Here is an 18,089-nt window from a genome sequence, read left to right as displayed (position 1 = left end):
CATCACGTCCGGGGTTGAGGAGGGGAGAGTAAACGGGATTAACGGCGGTTACAAATCAGCGCGCCCAGGAAAATCCCGACGGCGGCGACGGCTCCCAGTGCATAGACCGGATTCTCTTTAACATAGGAACTTGCACAGCTTACCGCGTCACGGGCTGCCTGATGTGTAGGTGTCCGACCATGCAGACGTGCCCTGGTCTCTCTTAACAGCGCCTGCGCTTTACGACGCGCGGTATCCGCTTCGTCTTTTGCATCGCTACCCAGAGACTTCAGCACATCTTCCAGGCTATCAGCCAGTTTGTGAACATCATTCTGGATATCCTGAACGCCATCATCTACATCACTGCGATTAGGTCTGTTAAACATCGGATCCTCCTTTGTTTTCGATGTGAATTTCAGTTTAGACCATAATTTTGTGCAGCTAATCACCGAAACGGCATTTGCCCTCGTTTATGGACTTTTCTGAAAGCGTTGCTAATGCTGAGTAATGTAAGGTTGCGATGCAGTAAAAAGATGACGAGGAAAAAATATGTATTTACGACCCGATGAGGTGGCACGCGTTCTTGAGAAAGTGGGATTTAAAATGGATGTCGCTACACCGAAGACCTATGGTTATCGCCGTGGGGATAATTACGTGTATGTTAATCGAGAGGCGCGAATGGGACGTACGGCGCTCATCATTCACCCCACGCTAAAAGAACGAAGTCTGTCCCTTGCGGAACCTGCCTCGGAAATCAAGACGTGCGATCACTATCAAAACTTCCCGTTATATTTAGGCGGGGACGCGCAGGAACATTACGGTATTCCCCATGGTTTCAGTTCCCGACTGGCGCTTGAGCGTTTTTTATCGGGCCTGTTCGGCGAGTTTCAATAAACAGTGACAGGCACAGGCCTGTCACTCTACCCTCAGGCTTTCGCCTGCTGAAAGCTCACACCAAACAGACGGCGGCAGTAATCCAGGAAGTAGCCATACAGCGCGCCCATCAGCATTGACAGTACCGCATTTGAGCTCACCGCTGCGACAATTTGATGCCAGTCGGCGCCGACAGTCAGCAAAATAGCGACATATACCGGTGACTGGAAGGTGACATAGGCTACAACATCGGCCAGTGTCCGCATCCCGCTTTTCGGGCTAATACGGCGGGCATAACGCATGATCGCATCACGATACAGACCATAAGGCCAGGCAATAATAATGTTGACCGGAATAGCAACCAGACGTGATGAAAGTGACTGCTCGAAGGTCATTCCAGAGAGGAATATTTCAATGAGCATGTTCACTACCGAACAATAGACAACCATTGCAAAGGTGTCTGCCACGGCATGACGCAGGCGGGACTGCGAAGAGAACATGGTACTGCTCCTTGAAAAGATAAAATAAGCTGATACCGGACGGTAACTAGCAGTTTGCGGTAGTTCATTTGATGGTGCTAGATTATCTGTCTGGATATAAACTAACAACTAGCTAATAATTTTTATTTATTTTGTTTTTCTGGATAAATCGCTCTGCTTTTGTCTGTTTTTTGCGCATTTCATTATTTTTGTTGGGGTGGAAAATAAAAGTATTTAATATCATTAGCTTATGGCTGACTTGTGAAGTTATTCACAAAACCACGCATCGTGGCAATAACCACTTTCAGCAAACAATCCTTTCGCTGTGTTCGCAATTCAAGTAGTAGCATTTTTTATGCTAAACAAACGCTTTTGCCAGTGTTAAATGCTGTTTATCTGACTGGGTAACTATGCGGATTCTTTGCATAAAGAAAGGTGATGGAGGCTGGGAATAGAGAGTAAGTTGCGGTGAGGGGCTCACCGCAAAAAGGGGGTTAGCAGACGCCGAAATCGCCCTCTTCTTTATAAAGAGAGACGTCAGCCGTTTTGAGCGTAATTTTTTCTGCCGCGTCATTGTGCACCGGTACGGCGACAATTTGGTCCTCATGCACTTCAATGACTTTTAGCTTCGGCCCGCCGATACGCGGCTGCACAACATCACCAACACTAATCATATTGTCCTCCTTAATTCCTTGTCATTAAACCTTAGCGCGAACTGCCCACAAGGTACAGTTGGGCCTGATTATGGTTGCTATTGATGAAATGTTGTTTTGCGTAAAAGAGGGTAAAAGCACAAGGCATCGCTGGCGGCGCCATATAAAAAGACTAACCTTTAAAATTAAATGCTTTTTTTACAATCACCTGCATGTGTATCGCAATGGAGTAGTTATGGGTTTTTGGCGTATTATTTTTACAATTATTCTTCCCCCGCTGGGCGTACTCATTGGCAAAGGCTTTGGCTGGGCTTTTATTCTCAATGTTATTCTGACGCTGCTTGGCTATTTCCCCGGTTTGATTCACGCTTTCTGGGTCCAGTTACGTGACTAACAGGCGAAGGGCGAGGTCATTCGCCCTTATGTTTTCATAACTCATTGTTAAATCAGTATTTCCTCCTGTTTTTTGTGCAAATCCGTAAAGTTCTTCGCCGTTGAGACGATAAAAAATACGTTTGGCATTAATTCTAAGGAGAAGAGATGAGCATTAAGGATGTCAGTTCGATGGCCAGTTTGAGGGCTATGCCTGCTACCCGCCAGGAAACGATACATGCCATGACGGGAAAAAACGTTGATCCTGTGGATTCCTTTGAGGTTAGCCTGTCGCCGGAAGCGATGGCGCAAGCGAGGGATAATTCAACGCCGCCGACTCAGGAGGAGAGGGACGCGAGCGCCCGTGAGGTACTCAACCTGCGTAATCAGGCGATAGCGCGTATGCCAACGGGGCCGAGTCTTGCTAGTGATTTCTATACCGATCCCGCCACCGCCAATGACGCGGTCAGTTTTCAGGCCTTTTTCCAGAACGCCACGGTTAGCGCCGATGAGATGGCTGACGCACTGCATAAAGCCCTGAGCTCCCCAACCCAAAGTGGGGATTACACCACCAATGCGATGGATCTGGCCTTAACCCAGGCCAAATTGAATCTGGTGGTGCAGAAGTATGTGACGACGGATTATCAGAATGAGGCCAGCGCATTTGTTGCCCGGTTTATTGGTGAGAAGTCGTCACAGGCCGATCAGATGACCAAAGTGGTCCTCACACAGGCGAACAGATTGTCAGAAAGCCTTGGGGATCGCGACCAGGCTCAGCATCATCAGGATGCCATCGCGCAACTGACGGAAGGCACGCATCCTTCTCAGAAGATCCGCAACGAAATGCTGAGCCTCACCGCCAGCACGACAGACAGTGAGGCCTGGTTTTCATCAATTAATAACTGGGTTGAGCAAAACCGTTCGTTGCCGTACATCCTTGAAATCGAGAAAGGCCATATCAGCGCACTACATGAACAGTGGCAGAGTTTTGTCGCGGACCTGAAAACGGATGTCTAATCCACCGTCCCTCATTGACGGATGAGGGGCGATTAATATCCCACGGTATAGACGCGCCCTGTCTGCACGCCTTCAATGCTGCGGCGATAAGCCAGTGCCACCCGTGCGGCCGGCACGCTCTCAAATCCCGGAAAGAACGGGCCGTAGGCTTCTTGCGATTCGCTCAGCATGGTTGGGCTGACCACATTTATACGCTGTCCGCGTATCAGTTCGCATGCCGTGGCTTTCACAAAACCTTCCAGCGCCGCGTTAACCGTAGTGGCATTCACCCCTTGTGCGATGGGCTCCTGGCCGACAATACCGCTGGTGAGCGTAATCGAGCCTCCATCCCGTAGATAATGTTGCCCCGTCAGCGTCAGACGAACCTGGCCGAGTAATTTATCCTGCAGGCCAATCGCAAAATCCCGGGTGGTCATTTTCTCCAGCGGACCAAAGAAGAGGTTGCCGGTAGTGGCGACGATGGCATCGACCCTTCCCACATTTTCAAACAGTGCTGCCACGCTTTCATCGGACGTGATATCGACATGGACATCTCCGCTGGTGCGCCCCGCGCGGATAATTTCATGCTCACCCTGGCTCAGTTCGTACTCAACTGCCCGACCTACGGTGCCACTTGCGCCAATCAGTAAAATTTTCATCGTTATGCTCCTCGGTTGCTGGAGTGGCTATTCTTTCGCTAATTATTTATAAGATAAATGAGCTAAACGTTAATTGATTACTAAGTGTGGGTTAGTAATATGGATAAGTTGCGCAGTATGGAAGTGTTCGTTACCGTTGCGGATTGCGGCAGTTTCACCCAGGCGGCAGGCCAATTGACCCTGTCGGCGGTGATGGTGGGGAAATACATTAGTGCGCTGGAGGAGCAACTTGGCACAAGGCTGGTGGAGCGTAATACCCGGCGGCAAAGTCTGACCGACGCCGGGCGAGTCTATTATGAAGAGGCGCGCCGGGTACTTGAGCAGGTGCACATGGCGGATACCTCCATTGAACGACTGCGTGATACACCCGCCGGTACGTTGCGGGTCAGTGCCTCCACCACGTTTGGCTCCTGTGTGGTGGCTCCGCTGACGGCCACTTTTCTGAATGCGTATCCACAGGTACGCGTCGAACTGGACCTGAGCAACCGACGGGTTGATCTGGTTGAGGAAGGTTTCGATCTGGCGATCCGCATTGGCGGGTTACACAACGATGATGTGGTTGCAAAGCCACTTTGCCTTTATCGCATGGTCATTTGTGCCTCGCCCGGCTATCTGGCGCGGCACGGTGAGCCACATACGCCGGATGATTTACAGCATCATCGCTGCCTGTCGCACATGGTCTGGAATGCGAATAACGAATGGAAACTACCGGGAACGGACGGTGACATGTCCTGGCGGCGTGACCCGGTATTTCGCTGTAATGACGGTCAGGCATTACGCCTGGCCGCCGTTGCGGGAGCGGGGTTGTTACTCCAGCCGGAGATCTTACTCACCGATGAACTGGCAAACGGCAAACTGGTACGCGTGTTAACGGACTTTGCGCCGCAGCCGCGTCAGGTGTGGCTGCTTTATCGCCATCAGCGCCGCCCGTTACCTAAACTCACGCGCTATATTGCTCATTTACTCGAAAATATTAACGCGTGGGTCGAGCTTTCCTGAGGGTAACGGCCCGCAAGATATAAGGCTCAAGCAGCCGGGCGACAGCAGCAAAGACGGGCACCACCACGGAGTTACCAAACTGGCGATACGCCTGAGTGTCCGATACCGGAATACGAAATGGCTTTTCGCCTGGCTTTTCAAACCCCATCAGGCGCGCGCATTCGCGCGGTGTTAGCCTGCGCGGACGACGCTGCTGGTTGACGGCGTCGCTAAAATTGCTTTCACCCAGTGCTTTATCCCAGCCGCGATCGACCAGAATTTCTGAGCCATCTTTGTGGTAGCGGGCCGATAAGGTTCGCGCCACGCTGCCGGCATGGGTGGGATCAACCAGCCCAAATCCAAAACCGTTGCCTTTCGCTGCGTGTTTCTTCGCGTAATGGAAAAGGTAATCCCACAGCTTGAGCGACAGGACATATTTCGCATCGACGGTGGGCTCAAGGAGCTCACCAAAGGTCGGCCTGCTATGCGGATAGTAGCGGTCAATATGACGCAGGGTAAAATCTTGCTTTAGCTGTAAATCGCGACGAAAACCCACCAGTACTATCCGTTCACGGTGCTGAGGCAGAAAGTGTTTGCCATCCACAATCTTCGGATCGTCTTTACCGGTCGCTTCGGCGTCGGCCACGTCGTACCCCAGCTCATCAAGGGTATTCATGATCACCGTAAAAGTTTTCCCCTGATCGTGGCTTTTCAGGTTTTTGACATTTTCCAGTACAAAGATGGCCGGACGCTTGGCTTTGATAATTCGCGCGACATCGAAAAAGAGCGTGCCCTGCGCTTCGCATTCAAAACCGTGGGCGCGACCGAGGGCATTCTTTTTGCTCACCCCGGCTAAGCTGAATGGCTGGCACGGGAAACCTGCCAGCAGGACGTCATGATCGGGGATCTGTTCGTCGATATGCGCGTAGGCTTGCGCATCGGTGACATCCGGTTTGCCGCTCAGTGTGACTTCGCGAATATCCTGGTTAAAACGATGACTCTGTTCGTCGTTATACCAGTTGGCTTTATACGTACGCACCGCATTTTTGTTCCATTCGCTGGTAAATACACACTGCCCGCCAATCGCTTCAAAACCGTTACGGATGCCGCCAATACCGGCGAACAGGTCGATAAAGCGGAATTGATAATGCGGATGGTGCGCAGGCGGCGAGGGAAGCATTTTACGCAGCAAAGCTTCCTCAACGGCGGTAAAGGGCGTCGGGGTGCCTTTCCCATTGACCCGCCGGTTTAATTTTTCACGACTCCATTCGTTTTGACCCAGTTTGCGTAACTGTTCCGCCACATACTTTTGTCCGTAGATTTCCAGTACCCGGTCCAGCAATGCGTTGTCGTCTTCCCGTTGCCGTTTCTCTTCTGCTTCGGCCTGGCGCTGAAGCTCCTGCGCGATTGAATCAAATTCCGACATGACGTCTCCTTGGGTTAATGCGTGAAAATATATCACTCATTTGACCCAGAGGTGAGCATTACTGTTGATATCCATAAACGCCGGAACAGGACTCAAAACCGCTCTGCGCACGAATGTCATGCAACCGGAAGGATGACGGGCGTTTAAGGGCGGGGCAGCGACACCCACTTATAACCCAGCGCCATGGTGCCCAGTACGATAGTGGCCGTGGCGCTGATATGCATCAGAAAATCCAGCGCACTGACATGGGTTGGGTGACAAAGTGCGAGCAACGTCAGTGCCATGCAGGCGACGCCAGCACCGGCGGCGGCCAGGCTACGGGCGGGGAATAAGGTGCGGGTGCGACGCAGATAACCAATCACGATCGCCATCATCGGCACGCTTACTACAACCATAAAGAGATAGCAGTTTGTCCCCACTTCATTGCCTTGTACCGGGGGAAGGTGATGCAACCGCATGTTGGTAAAGGTAATAACAAGCCAGAGGCTGACCAGGGGCGCAAACCATTTCCAGCTCAGGGATTGCTGCCCCGCAATGCTCAGCAGAAAGGCGTTACGGATAGCCAGCGTGCCGGTAAGAAAGGTCAGAAATAGCTGGAAGATAACCCACGCAGCCCCTGTCTGTGACCAGTCGGTGAAGGTTCTGTGCACCAATAAACTGGCCAGCGCCCCGCAGGGCAATGCCATAACGATCCACGCCACCACCCGCCATCCAGGCTGCCACGGACGTTTTACGGGTTCGATGGTACGACTTAACTGCTCAATAAAAAGATCATGATCGGCCATGATGTGCTCCTAACCGACGAAGGTTATTTAATGCGCGATGCAGCAGAGACTTAACGGCTGCTACCGTCAGGTTGTTGCGTGTCGCGGTTTCCGAAAGGGTCATTTCGTGCAGATGAACATGTTCAATGACCTGCCGCTGGCGTGCCGGAAGCTGGTTTAACAACACGGCGAGTTCTTCCCGGGACTGGTGTTGCTCAACACTGGTGATCCGGTAACGATCCTCACTTACATACTCTGGCGCGTCGCTGTCGTCTTGTTCACGCTGGCGATAGCGACCACGACGGCGAAGCGCATCAACCGAACGGGCATGAGCAATTACCATCAGCCACGGCAAAAAAGGTGAGGCGGGATCGTAGGTATGACGGACCCTGTGCACGGTAAGCAGCACATCCTGAATCACATCTTCAATCAGTATGTCATCGTCAATCTGCTTACGTACCAGCGAGCGAATAACTGGAACCAGCGCTTTTAGCAACTGCGTGTAGGCCGCCTGATCGCCTGCCTGGGCAAGCGCCATCAATTGCGGCCACTGCTCACGTGTTGCTTCATATTTTTCCATATCCCGCCTTAATTACGGCTTCATGTCTTTTTACCGCTGGCTTGCGTCAGGGCGTTAACCACAATCGACGGAGTGAGCACCTGCGGCAAAATTTTCGGTTCGCTGCCATCTGCGGGATAGACCACATACAGCGGCAGACTGCCCTGACCCAGGGCGTTCATTGCATCATCAATATCGGCATTAAATTTGGTCGAGTCGGCCACCATATAGAGCGTGCCCGTGCGCGCCAGCGCCTCTTTTACGGCCTGCGTAGTCAGAGATGTCTTCTCGTTTACCTGACAAGTGATACACCAGGATGCAGTAAAATTGACGAAAATCGCTTTACCGTGACCACGATTATCCGCCACATTTTGCGGCGACCATTTTACCTCTTCGATATGTGCCGCCGTCTGAACAGGTGCGCCGTTTTTGATAACCGACGGCAGTGGAACAATCACCGCCAGAATCAGCACAGCGGTGACCGCAAACAACGCGAGATGCCGTTTACCGGCAAAACGCCGCTGCTGCGCCATGCCATAGAGCCAGGCGGCGAAACTCAGCACCACGGAGGCGGCCAGAATCGCAGCGAGAGCGGTGGTGCCAGCCTGCTGAGCCAGTACCCATACCAGCCAGCCGAAGGCGCCGAACATGGGAAATGCCAGGCCGCGTTTAAGCGTATTCATCCAGGCGCCGGGGCGTGGCAGCCATTTTCCCAGTGCCGGAAAGAGGGAGATAAGACTGAACGGCGCCGCGAAACCAAGGGCGAGAGCAAAGAAGATAACCAGCGCCACGGCAGGTGGTTGCACCAGAGCATAACCAATCGCACCTGCCATAAACGGGGCCGCACAAGGCGTAGCCACAATGATCGACAGTGCTCCGGTCAGCGCCGCCCGGGCAAACGCGCCGCGCTCAATAGATATTTCTCCAGCGCGCTGCATTGACAGACCCACTTCAAACACGCCGAGTAAATTCAGGGCGGCACCCAGGATAATCAGGGCGAGAAAGGCAATGACCAGTGGCGACTGGAGCTGAAAGCCCCAGCCAACGGCAGTACCACCCGCGCGCAGGGCCAGTAGAATCGCTGCCAGTATGAGCATGGTGACGACCGTGCCGAGCAAAAATCCAAGCCCTTCTTTGCGGGTCTGCGTTGTACTGTGCGAATGGCGAACCAGGCCCAGCGCCTTTAGCGAGATTATCGGGAAAACGCAGGGCATAAAATTGAGGATAATGCCGCCTGCGAAGGCGGCGAGCATAGCAGTTAACATAATGATTCCCTGAAGGCTAATGGGGTGGTTGACATCTGCCTCTTACGAATGCGAATTCGCGTACTGTTTCACCGCTTCCATTGTTTTCTGAATATGGGTTTCAGGGTTTCTGTCAGTGTAGCTCAGCAGGATCTTACCGTCCGGTGCGATAACAAACGAGGTGCGGTCAGACAGCGTTTTGCCGTTCATCTGCATCAGCGTCTGGTACTCCGCAGCGACTTTCGCGCCCGGGTCCGCGGTGACGGTGAACTTATCGCGGCACTCCAGTTTAGAAAACTCATCTACCTGGTCCACATTCCCTGCAGTCACGCCGATGACAGTCGCGCCCAGTTTCTTGAAATCATCGGTGGCTTCGGCAAAGGCGTGGGCTTCGATGGTGCAGCCTTTACTGAATGCTGCCGGGAAGAAGTAGAGGACTACGGGGCCTTTTTGCAGCGCTTGTTTCAAGGAGAATGTTAGAGGCTTGCCCGCCAGTGCGCCCTGCAACTGAAAATCGGGGGCCTGCGCGCCGGTCGGCAATGCCGCCTGGGCATTGAATATCGGCATTGAAACGCTAAGCAGTACGGCAGAGGTAAGGCTCAAAAAGAGTTTTTTCATCGGTGTCATGTTGCGCTCCACAGGATTAGATAATTTGACATACATAGACAGTTCGCTGGATGTCGTGGGAAAGTTTCGCCTGAAATAAAAAAAATGACGTGCGCGAAAAAGAGACGGGATGACCGCCCTATTTCACGATGCGGTATCGGTAGCCGGGTAACACGTCTGCGGCTGCCTGCCGTTTTACGCCGCATGATTATTTAACAGGCGGGTGCTCGCATCGGCTTGAAGAAGAACCGTGACGTAATAAGCGTAGATAACATCGGGTATTAATGTTAACGGTCCGGGGGGCAGAGACCCGCTGCGGTGTTATTGATCCGGATAAGCAGAACATTTTTTATGCTGGCGCTGCTGCTAATAATGAGAACGACTGTTTTATTGAACCGGAGGCGTCTCTATCCGTTAAAGGAACCAGCTACGACAGAGAAACATATATGTACTGAGGGCAGCATCAAGTACTGTAATGTGAGGACGCAGGCAGGAGAGTTTTTTAATTCACGGTCGCGTGTTTAAGATTATTCCGTGACCGATGGTTAACCATCGTGGGATATCGGCATAAGTGTCAGGTTACGCCAGATAAACAATTTCATCGCATTGAGGGGGAGCGTGCCTCCCCCATAGCTGGATATTAGATTGCGAAATCTTCCAGTTTTTTCCCTTTTTCAAGCGCCGAGGTAATCGCTTTAGGCGTGCGACCCTGGCCCGTCCAGGTTTTTTCGCTGCCGTCTTCGTCGATATATTTGTATTTCGCCGGGCGAGGCTCACGGGTAGATTTTGTTTTTGTCGCCTGTCCTTTTAAGGAGGAGATAAGCTCTGCCGGGTCAATGCCTTCCTCAAGAAGCTTCACGCGAAAGGCCTCGAGTTTTGCCTGTTTATCCTCGAGTTCCTTACGCTGAGAGGCTTCTTCTTCGCGGCGTTCTTCAACGATGACCGTAAATTTTTCGAGAATATCTTCAAGATATTCCAGACTAACTTCACGCGTCTGAGCACGCAGTGTGCGAATGTTGTTTAAGGCTTTCAGTGCTTCTGACATTTGCAGATCCTTTTACTTGAATTTGGTGGTGTTTCGAATGGCTTCTTTGCGAATAGTTCCTGGAAACTAAACGAGCGTATCATTTTTGTTTCTCAGTTGGACACAATGTATATACCGTGTATGCAAAATAATATATAGCAAATTATGAATAGAAATGTCTGTCTTTTAGTGTCATTACTCTTTTTTTTCTAAGTAGAGTATTTCGGTGCTCAGTAAAAAGCATAACCCCTTCCATCAACCTGAACCATTTTATGGAGTGTTACCATAGAAAACCCCTTTCATTACAGGTCTTTTTCCTGTTGATTGCCAATGCCACCCAGTATTTGGCCGTTACGTCTTGCTTATATTCGAAACAGATGGTGAATGATTTGTGCGCTTTGTCGCGAATTCTAAATCAAACCGCATCGTTTGTTGGGAGTAATCGGTTTTGTCAGAAAGGCGGGTTTTACTTGATCAATTGTAAAGGTGACCGTGTGAAATAGCGTTTTAAGAAATATCAGTTGTAGGTTGTCTTCTTTTTATGCTTTTTACTGACTGCAGTTATCCAGCTCGGCAGCAAGCCTGTTTAGCTCATCCTGAATATATTTTCGTCGTAGTTTAAACAGCAAGCCTGCAGGAATAACTCGCTCTATTATTGTCGACTTCCCGGTCACGTACTCCATTACGAGTCGTTTAACATCTTCTTCTGTCCAGCTATCCATCACCGGCGTTGGGTTGTAAAGAAGATTTGCCTGGAGGGCAGGGGCAACTTCTTCATCCAGAATCATGAAGATCTTTTCCCGGCTTAAACCGGACTCATTCAGCTTTTGTGCCATCCATCGGTAGTCGTAGTCCTGGAGTACCCGCGCAGTAAAAAGCTCAGATAACGCATGCCAGACGAGGGCACGGCTGGCCAGTTCGGCTTCGGTAATATGCATTCATTTATCCCCTGCGGTGAAACATCCAAGGCGCTAAAAGCAGTTTTACCAAACCAATGGAACGTGTCAACGCTATGCAGGATGGGGCACATACAACAAAAAAGCCCACAGGGCTTGCGCCGTGCGGGCTCTTAGGACTTCATCGGATGACTCTGGTAATCACCGATGGAGAATTTTGGTGGGCTGGCGGAGTCTGAATAAATCTCTTAACTATTTAAATAAAATGGCTTTTTATGAATTCAGTTTTCAATTATGTACCTAAACGTGTACCAATTATGAAATGTCATTGCGCTCTAGACTGCCTAAAGTCGTCGATTGTTCTTCCTCATGATCACTTTTCTGCTCTTACAAAGGCTGGCGAAAAAGTTTTTTTGGTGAAAACTGTTCACACTGTTCACTGAGGATTTTTATTATTTAATTTCAGTAGGTTATCTGGTGAATACAACGTGAACAGTGAACACTTTACTGTTCACCTCCGCAGGTTTACAGATTTAAACGTCATCGTCTGCTTTGAGCGAAGAGTCGACTTAGTGAAGAAAGCTTTATATGAGCCCATTAATAGTGTGGTTTTTTTTATTCTTCCCCTTGAAATCAGTCTGAAAAACACTGATATAAATAAAAGCAGCTGCATCGGGCACTTGCCTCTGGAGAAAATAGTAATGGAAGATTTCTACATCTCAGCAATCAAAATGGACAGTACCAATCAGCATATTGAATTTGTAAAAGTACATGAGAACAAAGGGGATATGGTCGGGCCAGCTACCGTTAATTCACGTGCTTTCGTTGGCCAACTGATCAAAACAGGGAAAATTGAGTTCAAAACTATAACCTGGAACAAAACAACAGAAAAATGGTCTGTAGGAGCAAAAGTTGAAGTGATGACTGATGGTTACATCACAACTGATCCAAACAAGACAAAACGTGACAATCTTGGCAATCTTCCCAACTTTGTCTGATACATGGAGTTTTTGTTGAAATCACAAGCCGTCATTCAAGACGGCTTTTACTTAAGCCGTAATGCCCTGATTAAAACAAAATTAACCATGCCATCTTCTGTGTTGCAGTGATTTGTCAGTACATTTTTGTTATTCGTAACTTGCCTCTACACTCTTACAAAGCCAGCTTCTGGAACTGAGTGGTCTGACACCCTTTGAGGGTAAAAAGTTTTTTCTGAAAAAACTGTTCACACTGTTCACTTGGTTTTTTTATTTCTTATTATCATAATGTTAGCGGGTGAACACATGGTGAACAGTGAACGCTTCACTGTTCACTTTTGCCGTTTGGCAGGCAAAAAAAGACCGGCTGTTGCCGGTCAGGGTAGTTCATTTCGCGGTGGGTTCATCGCACTTTGGCAGCCAGTCAGCGTTGCTTTCCTCCCGCAGTGTGAGGTTGGTCTGCATCCCCTGATTCGTCCGGCGTTTGTCATAATTCAGTCCGTACTCTTTCAGCATGGCTGAGAGTCCTTTGCCAAACATGGTGAGGCTGAGGGTGTTCTTGTAGCCGTGTGCCTCCATATACACCAGATAGGCGTGATAGAGGTACAGGCGCGGCTGACGCGGGATAATGTTGGCATTCCCCATGTACATCCCGTCAGCCTCCGGCAGGGCTTCCAGATAACCGCAAAAATCAAAGGCCGGGTCAGCGTCGCGTTTGATGCTCAGTGCCTCGTCCGAGTTCTGCTGAGACTGGAGCAGGGTGCGGGCGGTCATCGGGTCGCTGAACTGCTGCATCAACTGGCGCACAATGACGGCCAGCTCGCGGGCGATTTTGTTCTTAAGCTGCGGGTCGCGCTCCTCCGGGGCAATCTGTTCCGGGAAGTGAATAATCACCCGGCGACGGGAGACACCGCCGCTGCGGTCAGTGAAGCGCATCGGGTTGTTGTTCACGGCCAGAATCACCGCCGGGATATGTGTGGAATAGGCGTTCTGGTACTTCGGGTCAACGGAGACCGCATCGCCGCCGGTGATGGCCTTAAGCCCGGCCCCGTCACCGCTCCATTTCTCCTGGTCAGGCAGACGGATGAGTGAGAAACCAATCAGTGCCGCGCGTTCGCGGGGCGATTCCAGTGTTTCGATGGTGGCGGAGGTGGCGTTATCTTCCCCGGCGAGCATCGTGGCAATTTCGGCGAGAATACTTTTTCCGCTGCCCCCCGGCCCGGTCACTTCGAGGAAAAGCTGCCAGTCGTAGCGGTTTGCCAGCACCATAAACAGCGCCGCCAGAATCACATCGCGTTTGTCGGCGCGGCCACCGGCCGCACGGTCAAGCCAGCGCCAGAAATGCGGGGCGTGGGTTTCCAGCGTTTCCCCCGCCACCGGCGGGGTGAAATCGACATCGCACAGGGTGCGCAGCCAGTACGCTTTGTGGTGCGGGCTGAATGTCCCGCTTTTCGTGTCGAGCACGCCATTACGAAAACCAATCAGACGCCGCGCCGGGGTGTCCTGCTGCGGAATAATCAGTTTCAGTGTCTCCACGACGGAGGCAATTTTCCCCGATGAGAACGGCGCGCGCAGACGCCGGAACAGCCCGGCCACGTCACGGGCAAAATCGGACGGCGGAGTGATTTTCCAGATGCCGTTTTCATAGCGGGACAGGTGCTGGCCATTCGCGTCCACGGCCAGCGCTTCGCCGTAATGTTCATGCACCCGCATGGCCTTTTCGCTGGCGCTCATGGCGGTAAATTCCGCTTCGCTCATGGTGTCAAACGGGCTTTGTTCCGGTGGACGGATGGCGTCATATATCGCGTTACGCGTGGCCTCTTCACCCTGCCGGACAAACGCATCATTCCAGTCACCGAACACCGGCGGCAGGGCAACCGTGCCCCCACAGGCGTCTGCGGCCACTGCGGCTTTGCTCTGGCCGTTGCCGTTCAGGTCACGGTCGGCGGCGAGAACAATCTGGCAGGCCGGGTGCTTCTGACGGGCCAGGCTCGCCAGAGAAAGGAGGTTGACGGACGACAGCGCCACCATGACGGTTTCGCCGGTCAGGTGATGCACGGTGAGCGCGGTCGCATAGCCTTCCGCTATCCACAGGCGTTTTCCGGCCTGTTTTTTCCCTTCAAGGGTGTGAGAGCACCCTTTGACCGCCCCGCCTTTCAGGGTGCGCTTGTCGCCCCCGGCGTTAATGAGCTGGAGGTTAACCAGTGCACCGGACCCGTCATGCAGTGGCACCACCACATCACCGGCGCTGAACGTCACGCCGCCGGTTTTGTGCGTGGTCGTCAGCGTCAGGCATTCATGCGCGGGGAAGCCCTTGCGGGTCAGGTAGGCGTTACCGGTGGCCGTGCGGGTTTTCTCCATCAGTCTGACGGCCAGTGCAGCCGCCGCTTTACGGTCAGCTTCCGTTCCGGCCTCAGTGGCCGCAATCACCGCCGGGGCCACCGGTGGCAGGCTGCCGGTGACGGCGTTCACCTTCCGGGCGGCCTCAGCCGGTTTCACACCGAACACCTTTTCGACCAGTTTCAGGCCGTCACCCGCGCCGCACTGGTTACAGAACCAGGTGCCGCGCCCCTCTTTGTCATCAAAGCGAAAGCGGTCACTCCCGCCACAGACCGGGCAGGCCTGATGCCGGTTTTTAATGACCTTCACCCCCAGCGCCGGGAGAATGCGCGGCCAGTGGCCGCATGCCTGGTTGACGGTTTCCGTTACGTTCATGTTCATTGTTTTTTCCCTCAGTGCAGCACAGGCGTTGTGATATGACGGGCGCAAAGCTCATCCATGACGGCGAGTCCCAGAAAGGACAGTGACGGGGCGGCCTTAAGCGGCCCTGCTTCCATCAAATCTTCCAGCAGTGCACAGGCAATCTGACGGCCTTTCTCCTCGCCGTGCTGGCGCAGATAGAAGCCCTCCAGCTCGGCGGCCATCGCGCTTTCCAGTGCATCGAGGGTGAGGTGTGGATAGCGGTGCTGACGTTCGCACAGGGTCAGCCAGGCACAGGCGACGGCACGGCGGTACAGGGCGGCACGCAAGACGGGCGGTAAGGGCTGTTTCATGCGCGTACCTCCTCAGTGAGCCAGCGCGCGTTACAGCGTTCGACCACATCATCAAGCCGGGCAGTCATGAGGTGAATGACGGAAGCGAGCTGTAACTGTTGTGCCGGGTCACGACGGGAAGACATGCAGTCCTGTACCTGCATAAGTTCGCCGACCAGCTGGCCGACATTACGCAGGTGCTCAAGGTGCAGGAGGTCAGCACGGGTGATGGTCAGGGTGAGTTCGTTCATGCAAGCACCTCCGCAACCGGCAGGCGGCCAGCAAATGAAAGGACGTAATCACGGACAAGGGACAGGCGGGCGGCCTGCTCATCACCGGCCACGGTGCGGAGCATACAGATACGGGGTTTACGGTCTGCACGACGAACGGCGGCAAACACAAAGACAAACTGCGGGTGTGACGGGGTGAGGATAGTAGCCATGATGGCAGCCTCCATTGAGTAGCGGTTATTGCTACCACCGGAAACGCCAATTTCACTGGTGGCAGCCCGAACGGGGTTGGCGTAACCGGCCTCAATGGATACCGGCCAGCCCGAAGGCTGCCCCGCCCGGACTGCCATTATCAGAAACGAGCTCTGGTGTACGAATAAACACCACAGCCCTGAATATGGGTGTGTCTGAGCTACGACGAAAAAAAAGACGCGTGGCGCGTCTGGTGTCGCCATTGAGTTATTCGGAACGCCAATTCCGGCTGCCGATTTTGCGACAGCGCAGGAACTATACCCGTAAAAAACCCCGGCAGGCAAGCCAGGGAAAAGAATAATTAACACAACGGCACCTCAGCAGTCAGTGAGCGTGTCTTCCCCGGCGGGGCGGGAACGGTGATGCTTCTGCTCACCCTGTGGGGCGGCACGCTCCACACTGAATGCCGGTGAACGCACTCTGTAGCCCCGGCTGGCGCTTTTCCCTTCCGTGACAGAGGTCAGGGCAAGACTCAGCAGATGGGCATCTTCGGGGGTAAGTGTGTGTTTCTGTCCGCCAAGGGTCAGGATAATCATGCGCACATCCCTCCGTTACGACGGGCGATACAGTCCGCCATCCAGGCGCTGACCTCGGAATGTACCCAGGCGACATTCTTTCCACCGAGAGAGACCTGTTGCGGAAATTCGCTGCGGCTGATGAGGTCATAAATGGTCGAACGGGACAGGCCACAAAGATGCATCACTTCGGGCAGGCGTAAAAAGCGCTCCTGAGTCCTGTCAGGGACGGGCATTACCGGGGTGAGCGGTGCGGAAGATGGAGAAGAAAAAGCAGTGTGCATCGGGCTACCTCATTGGGTTTGTACAGCGCCGGGTATGTCTGTCCGGCTTCGGGTAGCTCCCTATTTTGTGAATATTTTGACGCAGGGCAACAAGTCATTTTGTACTGGCCCACCACACAACAGCCTGATTTTTAAGCAGTGGCAAACGTTGGCAATCTTTTGGTAAATGTTGGCAAACTGATGGCTCATTATTGATTACTTTTATTTATATATTTTCATTTTTTAATCGATAAAAAGTCTAACGATGAGGCTGAGTGAAAAATCAGGACGGTGAACAGTAGTGAACAGTCGGTGAACAGTTGCCCCCTCAACTGTTCACTCTTTAACTTACTGTATTACTTATCTTTTTATTTTCAGTGAACAGTAGTGAACAGTTATCAGTAAAAAAATAAACGGTGAGTAAGGTTTTCCTGCGACCTCTTTCTGGCGAGCCGGGGTTACATCCCTTTTGTGCCATCCCTGCCACAACCGTAATGAATCGCCCCGTTGTGTGGTGCACGGCAGAATGACCTCAGCCAACACACACGGAGAGCCTGAAATGATGAAGCCCGCAGACATTATTACCGCCGCCATGAAAGCGACAGCAGAGAAGCAGAGGGAGGAGAATGAACAGCGCGTGGCCGTTGCCCTGGAGGCGTTCACGCAGGCCCGTGACGCCCACACGGCCAGCATGAAAAAACTGTATGACACCGAGGCGGCCATTCGCCGCAGTGAACAGGAACGGCAGGCCGCGCTGAATGAAAGCGCAGAAGCGGAACAGAGCTGGCGCAGCCGGTTCCGCAGTCTGCGCGGTAACCTCACCCCGGAAATGAAAGCCGAACACTCACAGCGCATTGCGAACCGCGAACTGGCGGAAGAGTTCACCGCCCTGATTGCCGAACTGGAAGACGACAAAGACAGTGCAATGCTCGGCGCATGCGGGTCAGCGCATCAGTACACAACCGCCCACAACACCGCATTCACCACGTATGCTGACGGTGAATGGGCCTGTGCCCTTACGGCCATTGACCCGGCACTGATACGCGCTTTTGTGCTGCGCATCCGTTCGCTGGAGTTAAGCGGCAGCGAATCAGCATATGCCACTGCGGCCCGTGAGCTTGCGAACAGCCTGGGGACAATGAAGGCTGTTCACGAGTTTGATATGGCACAGGAGCCGGTATTGTCCGTCACAGGTCTGTACCGCCCGGCACTGACGGGGGTGGATATGAAGCTCTATAACAGCCCGGCCAGACGTACGCAACTCGCTCAGGCACTGGCCGCAAAAAAAGCCGCTAACGGGACGGGGGTATAA

At 52.6% G+C, this 18,089-nt stretch carries 23 protein-coding genes; 6 read left to right on the top strand and 17 right to left on the bottom strand.

Annotation, left to right across the window (positions count from 1 at the left end; genetic code table 11):
* Positions 1-38 precede the first annotated feature (38 nt).
* Positions 39-365 (bottom strand): DUF883 family protein, encoded by a 327-nt coding sequence (locus L2097_RS21815; protein WP_047369157.1) that lies wholly within the window; start codon positions 363-365, stop codon positions 39-41.
* 163 nt (positions 366-528) lie between these two features.
* Between L2097_RS21815 and L2097_RS21810 the strand changes: the two genes are divergently transcribed.
* Positions 529-873, top strand: a complete 345-nt coding sequence (locus L2097_RS21810) for a DUF2002 family protein (RefSeq protein WP_039077596.1) — start codon at positions 529-531, stop codon at positions 871-873.
* 32 nt (positions 874-905) lie between these two features.
* Here the strand turns inward: L2097_RS21810 and alaE are convergent, their stop codons facing one another.
* The gene (gene alaE / locus L2097_RS21805; RefSeq protein WP_047369158.1) at positions 906-1,352 is read right to left on the bottom strand and encodes an L-alanine exporter AlaE; all 447 of its coding nucleotides are present in this window, start codon (positions 1,350-1,352) and stop codon (positions 906-908) included.
* Between the two features lie 473 nt (positions 1,353-1,825).
* A complete protein-coding gene (locus L2097_RS21800; RefSeq protein WP_047369159.1) occupies positions 1,826-2,005 on the bottom strand; it encodes a GDFGVC terminal motif YodC-like protein in 180 nt (59 codons plus the stop codon).
* A gap of 214 nt (positions 2,006-2,219) precedes the next feature.
* Here L2097_RS21800 and L2097_RS21795 point away from each other — a divergent pair, with 214 nt between their 5' ends.
* Together L2097_RS21795 and L2097_RS21790 are read left to right on the top strand one after the other, a co-directional pair.
* Entirely contained in the window at positions 2,220-2,378 is a 159-nt protein-coding gene (locus L2097_RS21795) for a YqaE/Pmp3 family membrane protein (RefSeq protein ID WP_047369160.1), read from the top strand.
* 146 nt (positions 2,379-2,524) lie between these two features.
* Positions 2,525-3,373 carry a hypothetical protein gene (locus tag L2097_RS21790; protein WP_085006811.1) on the top strand — a complete coding sequence of 283 codons (849 nt, stop codon included), beginning with the start codon at positions 2,525-2,527 and terminating at the stop codon, positions 3,371-3,373.
* Positions 3,374-3,405: 32 nt separating this feature from the next.
* On the opposite strand, the gene L2097_RS21785 is transcribed toward L2097_RS21790, so the two are convergent.
* A complete protein-coding gene (locus tag L2097_RS21785) occupies positions 3,406-4,011 on the bottom strand; it encodes a short chain dehydrogenase (RefSeq protein WP_250353660.1) in 606 nt (201 codons plus the stop codon).
* A 99-nt stretch (positions 4,012-4,110) separates the two neighbouring features.
* Here L2097_RS21785 and L2097_RS21780 point away from each other — a divergent pair, with 99 nt between their 5' ends.
* On the top strand, positions 4,111-5,010 hold the full coding sequence (locus tag L2097_RS21780) for a LysR substrate-binding domain-containing protein (RefSeq protein ID WP_250353659.1): 900 nt from the start codon (positions 4,111-4,113) through the stop codon (positions 5,008-5,010).
* Here the strand turns inward: L2097_RS21780 and L2097_RS21775 are convergent.
* From L2097_RS21775 to L2097_RS21745, 7 genes are all read right to left on the bottom strand, one after another.
* Positions 4,985-6,415 carry a DNA cytosine methyltransferase gene (locus tag L2097_RS21775; protein WP_250353658.1) on the bottom strand — a complete coding sequence of 477 codons (1,431 nt, stop codon included), beginning with the start codon at positions 6,413-6,415 and terminating at the stop codon, positions 4,985-4,987. The genes L2097_RS21780 and L2097_RS21775 overlap by 26 nt on opposite strands.
* A 143-nt stretch (positions 6,416-6,558) precedes the next feature.
* Positions 6,559-7,200: an NrsF family protein gene (locus tag L2097_RS21770; protein ID WP_047369165.1), complete on the bottom strand. Its 642-nt coding sequence runs from the start codon at positions 7,198-7,200 to the stop codon at positions 6,559-6,561.
* On the bottom strand, positions 7,187-7,759 hold the full coding sequence (locus L2097_RS21765; RefSeq protein WP_047369166.1) for an RNA polymerase sigma factor: 573 nt from the start codon (positions 7,757-7,759) through the stop codon (positions 7,187-7,189). The genes L2097_RS21770 and L2097_RS21765 overlap by 14 nt, the downstream gene beginning before the upstream one ends.
* A gap of 20 nt (positions 7,760-7,779) precedes the next feature.
* Positions 7,780-9,003 carry a protein-disulfide reductase DsbD family protein gene (locus tag L2097_RS21760; RefSeq protein WP_250353657.1) on the bottom strand — a complete coding sequence of 408 codons (1,224 nt, stop codon included), beginning with the start codon at positions 9,001-9,003 and terminating at the stop codon, positions 7,780-7,782.
* A 42-nt stretch (positions 9,004-9,045) separates the two neighbouring features.
* Positions 9,046-9,609 (bottom strand): peroxiredoxin, encoded by a 564-nt coding sequence (locus L2097_RS21755; protein WP_250353656.1) that lies wholly within the window; start codon positions 9,607-9,609, stop codon positions 9,046-9,048.
* Between the two features lie 619 nt (positions 9,610-10,228).
* A complete protein-coding gene (locus L2097_RS21750) occupies positions 10,229-10,633 on the bottom strand; it encodes an H-NS family histone-like protein (RefSeq protein ID WP_039077584.1) in 405 nt (134 codons plus the stop codon).
* A 527-nt stretch (positions 10,634-11,160) separates the two neighbouring features.
* Positions 11,161-11,550, bottom strand: coding sequence for a DUF7079 family protein (locus tag L2097_RS21745; protein ID WP_250353655.1), 390 nt, complete (start codon positions 11,548-11,550; stop codon positions 11,161-11,163).
* Positions 11,551-11,996: 446 nt separating this feature from the next.
* Between L2097_RS21745 and L2097_RS25820 the strand changes: the two genes are divergently transcribed.
* Positions 11,997-12,506 (top strand): DUF3892 domain-containing protein, encoded by a 510-nt coding sequence (locus L2097_RS25820; protein WP_250353654.1) that lies wholly within the window; start codon positions 11,997-11,999, stop codon positions 12,504-12,506.
* 366 nt (positions 12,507-12,872) lie between these two features.
* On the opposite strand, the gene L2097_RS21735 is transcribed toward L2097_RS25820, so the two are convergent.
* From L2097_RS21735 to L2097_RS21710, 6 genes are read right to left on the bottom strand one after another with little or no spacing between them, the layout of a single operon-like run.
* Positions 12,873-15,206 (bottom strand): primase-helicase zinc-binding domain-containing protein, encoded by a 2,334-nt coding sequence (locus tag L2097_RS21735; protein ID WP_250353653.1) that lies wholly within the window; start codon positions 15,204-15,206, stop codon positions 12,873-12,875.
* Positions 15,207-15,217: 11 nt separating this feature from the next.
* A complete protein-coding gene (locus L2097_RS21730; protein WP_250353652.1) occupies positions 15,218-15,538 on the bottom strand; it encodes a DUF5375 domain-containing protein in 321 nt (106 codons plus the stop codon).
* Entirely contained in the window at positions 15,535-15,768 is a 234-nt protein-coding gene (locus L2097_RS21725; protein WP_250353651.1) for a hypothetical protein, read from the bottom strand. The genes L2097_RS21730 and L2097_RS21725 overlap by 4 nt, the downstream gene beginning before the upstream one ends.
* Positions 15,765-16,307, bottom strand: a complete 543-nt coding sequence (locus L2097_RS21720) for a host cell division inhibitor Icd-like protein (RefSeq protein ID WP_502799315.1) — start codon at positions 16,305-16,307, stop codon at positions 15,765-15,767. Before L2097_RS21720 ends, L2097_RS21725 begins: the two co-directional genes overlap by 4 nt.
* Before the next feature lie 9 nt (positions 16,308-16,316).
* Positions 16,317-16,535: a hypothetical protein gene (locus L2097_RS21715; RefSeq protein ID WP_250353650.1), complete on the bottom strand. Its 219-nt coding sequence runs from the start codon at positions 16,533-16,535 to the stop codon at positions 16,317-16,319.
* Positions 16,532-16,798: a helix-turn-helix transcriptional regulator gene (locus L2097_RS21710; protein WP_125123706.1), complete on the bottom strand. Its 267-nt coding sequence runs from the start codon at positions 16,796-16,798 to the stop codon at positions 16,532-16,534. The genes L2097_RS21715 and L2097_RS21710 overlap by 4 nt, the downstream gene beginning before the upstream one ends.
* 541 nt (positions 16,799-17,339) lie before the next feature.
* Here L2097_RS21710 and sid point away from each other — a divergent pair.
* Positions 17,340-18,089: a capsid size-determining scaffold Sid gene (gene sid / locus L2097_RS21705; RefSeq protein WP_250353699.1), complete on the top strand. Its 750-nt coding sequence runs from the start codon at positions 17,340-17,342 to the stop codon at positions 18,087-18,089.

The organism is Citrobacter sp. MNAZ 1397, from assembly GCF_023613995.1.
Lineage (GTDB): Bacteria > Pseudomonadota > Gammaproteobacteria > Enterobacterales > Enterobacteriaceae > Phytobacter > Phytobacter ursingii.
Note: the sequence above shows the minus strand (reverse complement) of the source record. Positions and strands in the feature narration are given on the sequence as shown.

Bases quoted from the DNA above. Each gene is read 5' to 3' on its own strand.
- L2097_RS21750 (WP_039077584.1), bottom strand. From the start codon at position 10,633: ATGTCAGAAGCACTGAAAGCCTTAAACAACATTCGCACACTGCGTGCT.
- L2097_RS21765 (WP_047369166.1), bottom strand. From the start codon at position 7,759: ATGGAAAAATATGAAGCAACACGTGAGCAGTGGCCGCAATTGATGGCG.
- L2097_RS21735 (WP_250353653.1), bottom strand. From the start codon at position 15,206: ATGAACATGAACGTAACGGAAACCGTCAACCAGGCATGCGGCCACTGG.
- L2097_RS21760 (WP_250353657.1), bottom strand. From the start codon at position 9,003: ATGTTAACTGCTATGCTCGCCGCCTTCGCAGGCGGCATTATCCTCAAT.
- L2097_RS21815 (WP_047369157.1), bottom strand. From the start codon at position 365: ATGTTTAACAGACCTAATCGCAGTGATGTAGATGATGGCGTTCAGGAT.
- L2097_RS21775 (WP_250353658.1), bottom strand. From the start codon at position 6,415: ATGTCGGAATTTGATTCAATCGCGCAGGAGCTTCAGCGCCAGGCCGAA.
- L2097_RS21800 (WP_047369159.1), bottom strand. From the start codon at position 2,005: ATGATTAGTGTTGGTGATGTTGTGCAGCCGCGTATCGGCGGGCCGAAG.
- L2097_RS21745 (WP_250353655.1), bottom strand. From the start codon at position 11,550: ATGCATATTACCGAAGCCGAACTGGCCAGCCGTGCCCTCGTCTGGCAT.
- L2097_RS21795 (WP_047369160.1), top strand. From the start codon at position 2,220: ATGGGTTTTTGGCGTATTATTTTTACAATTATTCTTCCCCCGCTGGGC.
- L2097_RS21770 (WP_047369165.1), bottom strand. From the start codon at position 7,200: ATGGCCGATCATGATCTTTTTATTGAGCAGTTAAGTCGTACCATCGAA.
- L2097_RS21725 (WP_250353651.1), bottom strand. From the start codon at position 15,768: ATGAACGAACTCACCCTGACCATCACCCGTGCTGACCTCCTGCACCTT.
- L2097_RS21810 (WP_039077596.1), top strand. From the start codon at position 529: ATGTATTTACGACCCGATGAGGTGGCACGCGTTCTTGAGAAAGTGGGA.
- L2097_RS21790 (WP_085006811.1), top strand. From the start codon at position 2,525: ATGAGCATTAAGGATGTCAGTTCGATGGCCAGTTTGAGGGCTATGCCT.
- sid (WP_250353699.1), top strand. From the start codon at position 17,340: ATGAAGCCCGCAGACATTATTACCGCCGCCATGAAAGCGACAGCAGAG.
- L2097_RS21780 (WP_250353659.1), top strand. From the start codon at position 4,111: ATGGATAAGTTGCGCAGTATGGAAGTGTTCGTTACCGTTGCGGATTGC.
- L2097_RS21710 (WP_125123706.1), bottom strand. From the start codon at position 16,798: ATGCACACTGCTTTTTCTTCTCCATCTTCCGCACCGCTCACCCCGGTA.
- L2097_RS21755 (WP_250353656.1), bottom strand. From the start codon at position 9,609: ATGACACCGATGAAAAAACTCTTTTTGAGCCTTACCTCTGCCGTACTG.
- L2097_RS21715 (WP_250353650.1), bottom strand. From the start codon at position 16,535: ATGATTATCCTGACCCTTGGCGGACAGAAACACACACTTACCCCCGAA.
- L2097_RS21785 (WP_250353660.1), bottom strand. From the start codon at position 4,011: ATGAAAATTTTACTGATTGGCGCAAGTGGCACCGTAGGTCGGGCAGTT.
- L2097_RS21730 (WP_250353652.1), bottom strand. From the start codon at position 15,538: ATGAAACAGCCCTTACCGCCCGTCTTGCGTGCCGCCCTGTACCGCCGT.
- alaE (WP_047369158.1), bottom strand. From the start codon at position 1,352: ATGTTCTCTTCGCAGTCCCGCCTGCGTCATGCCGTGGCAGACACCTTT.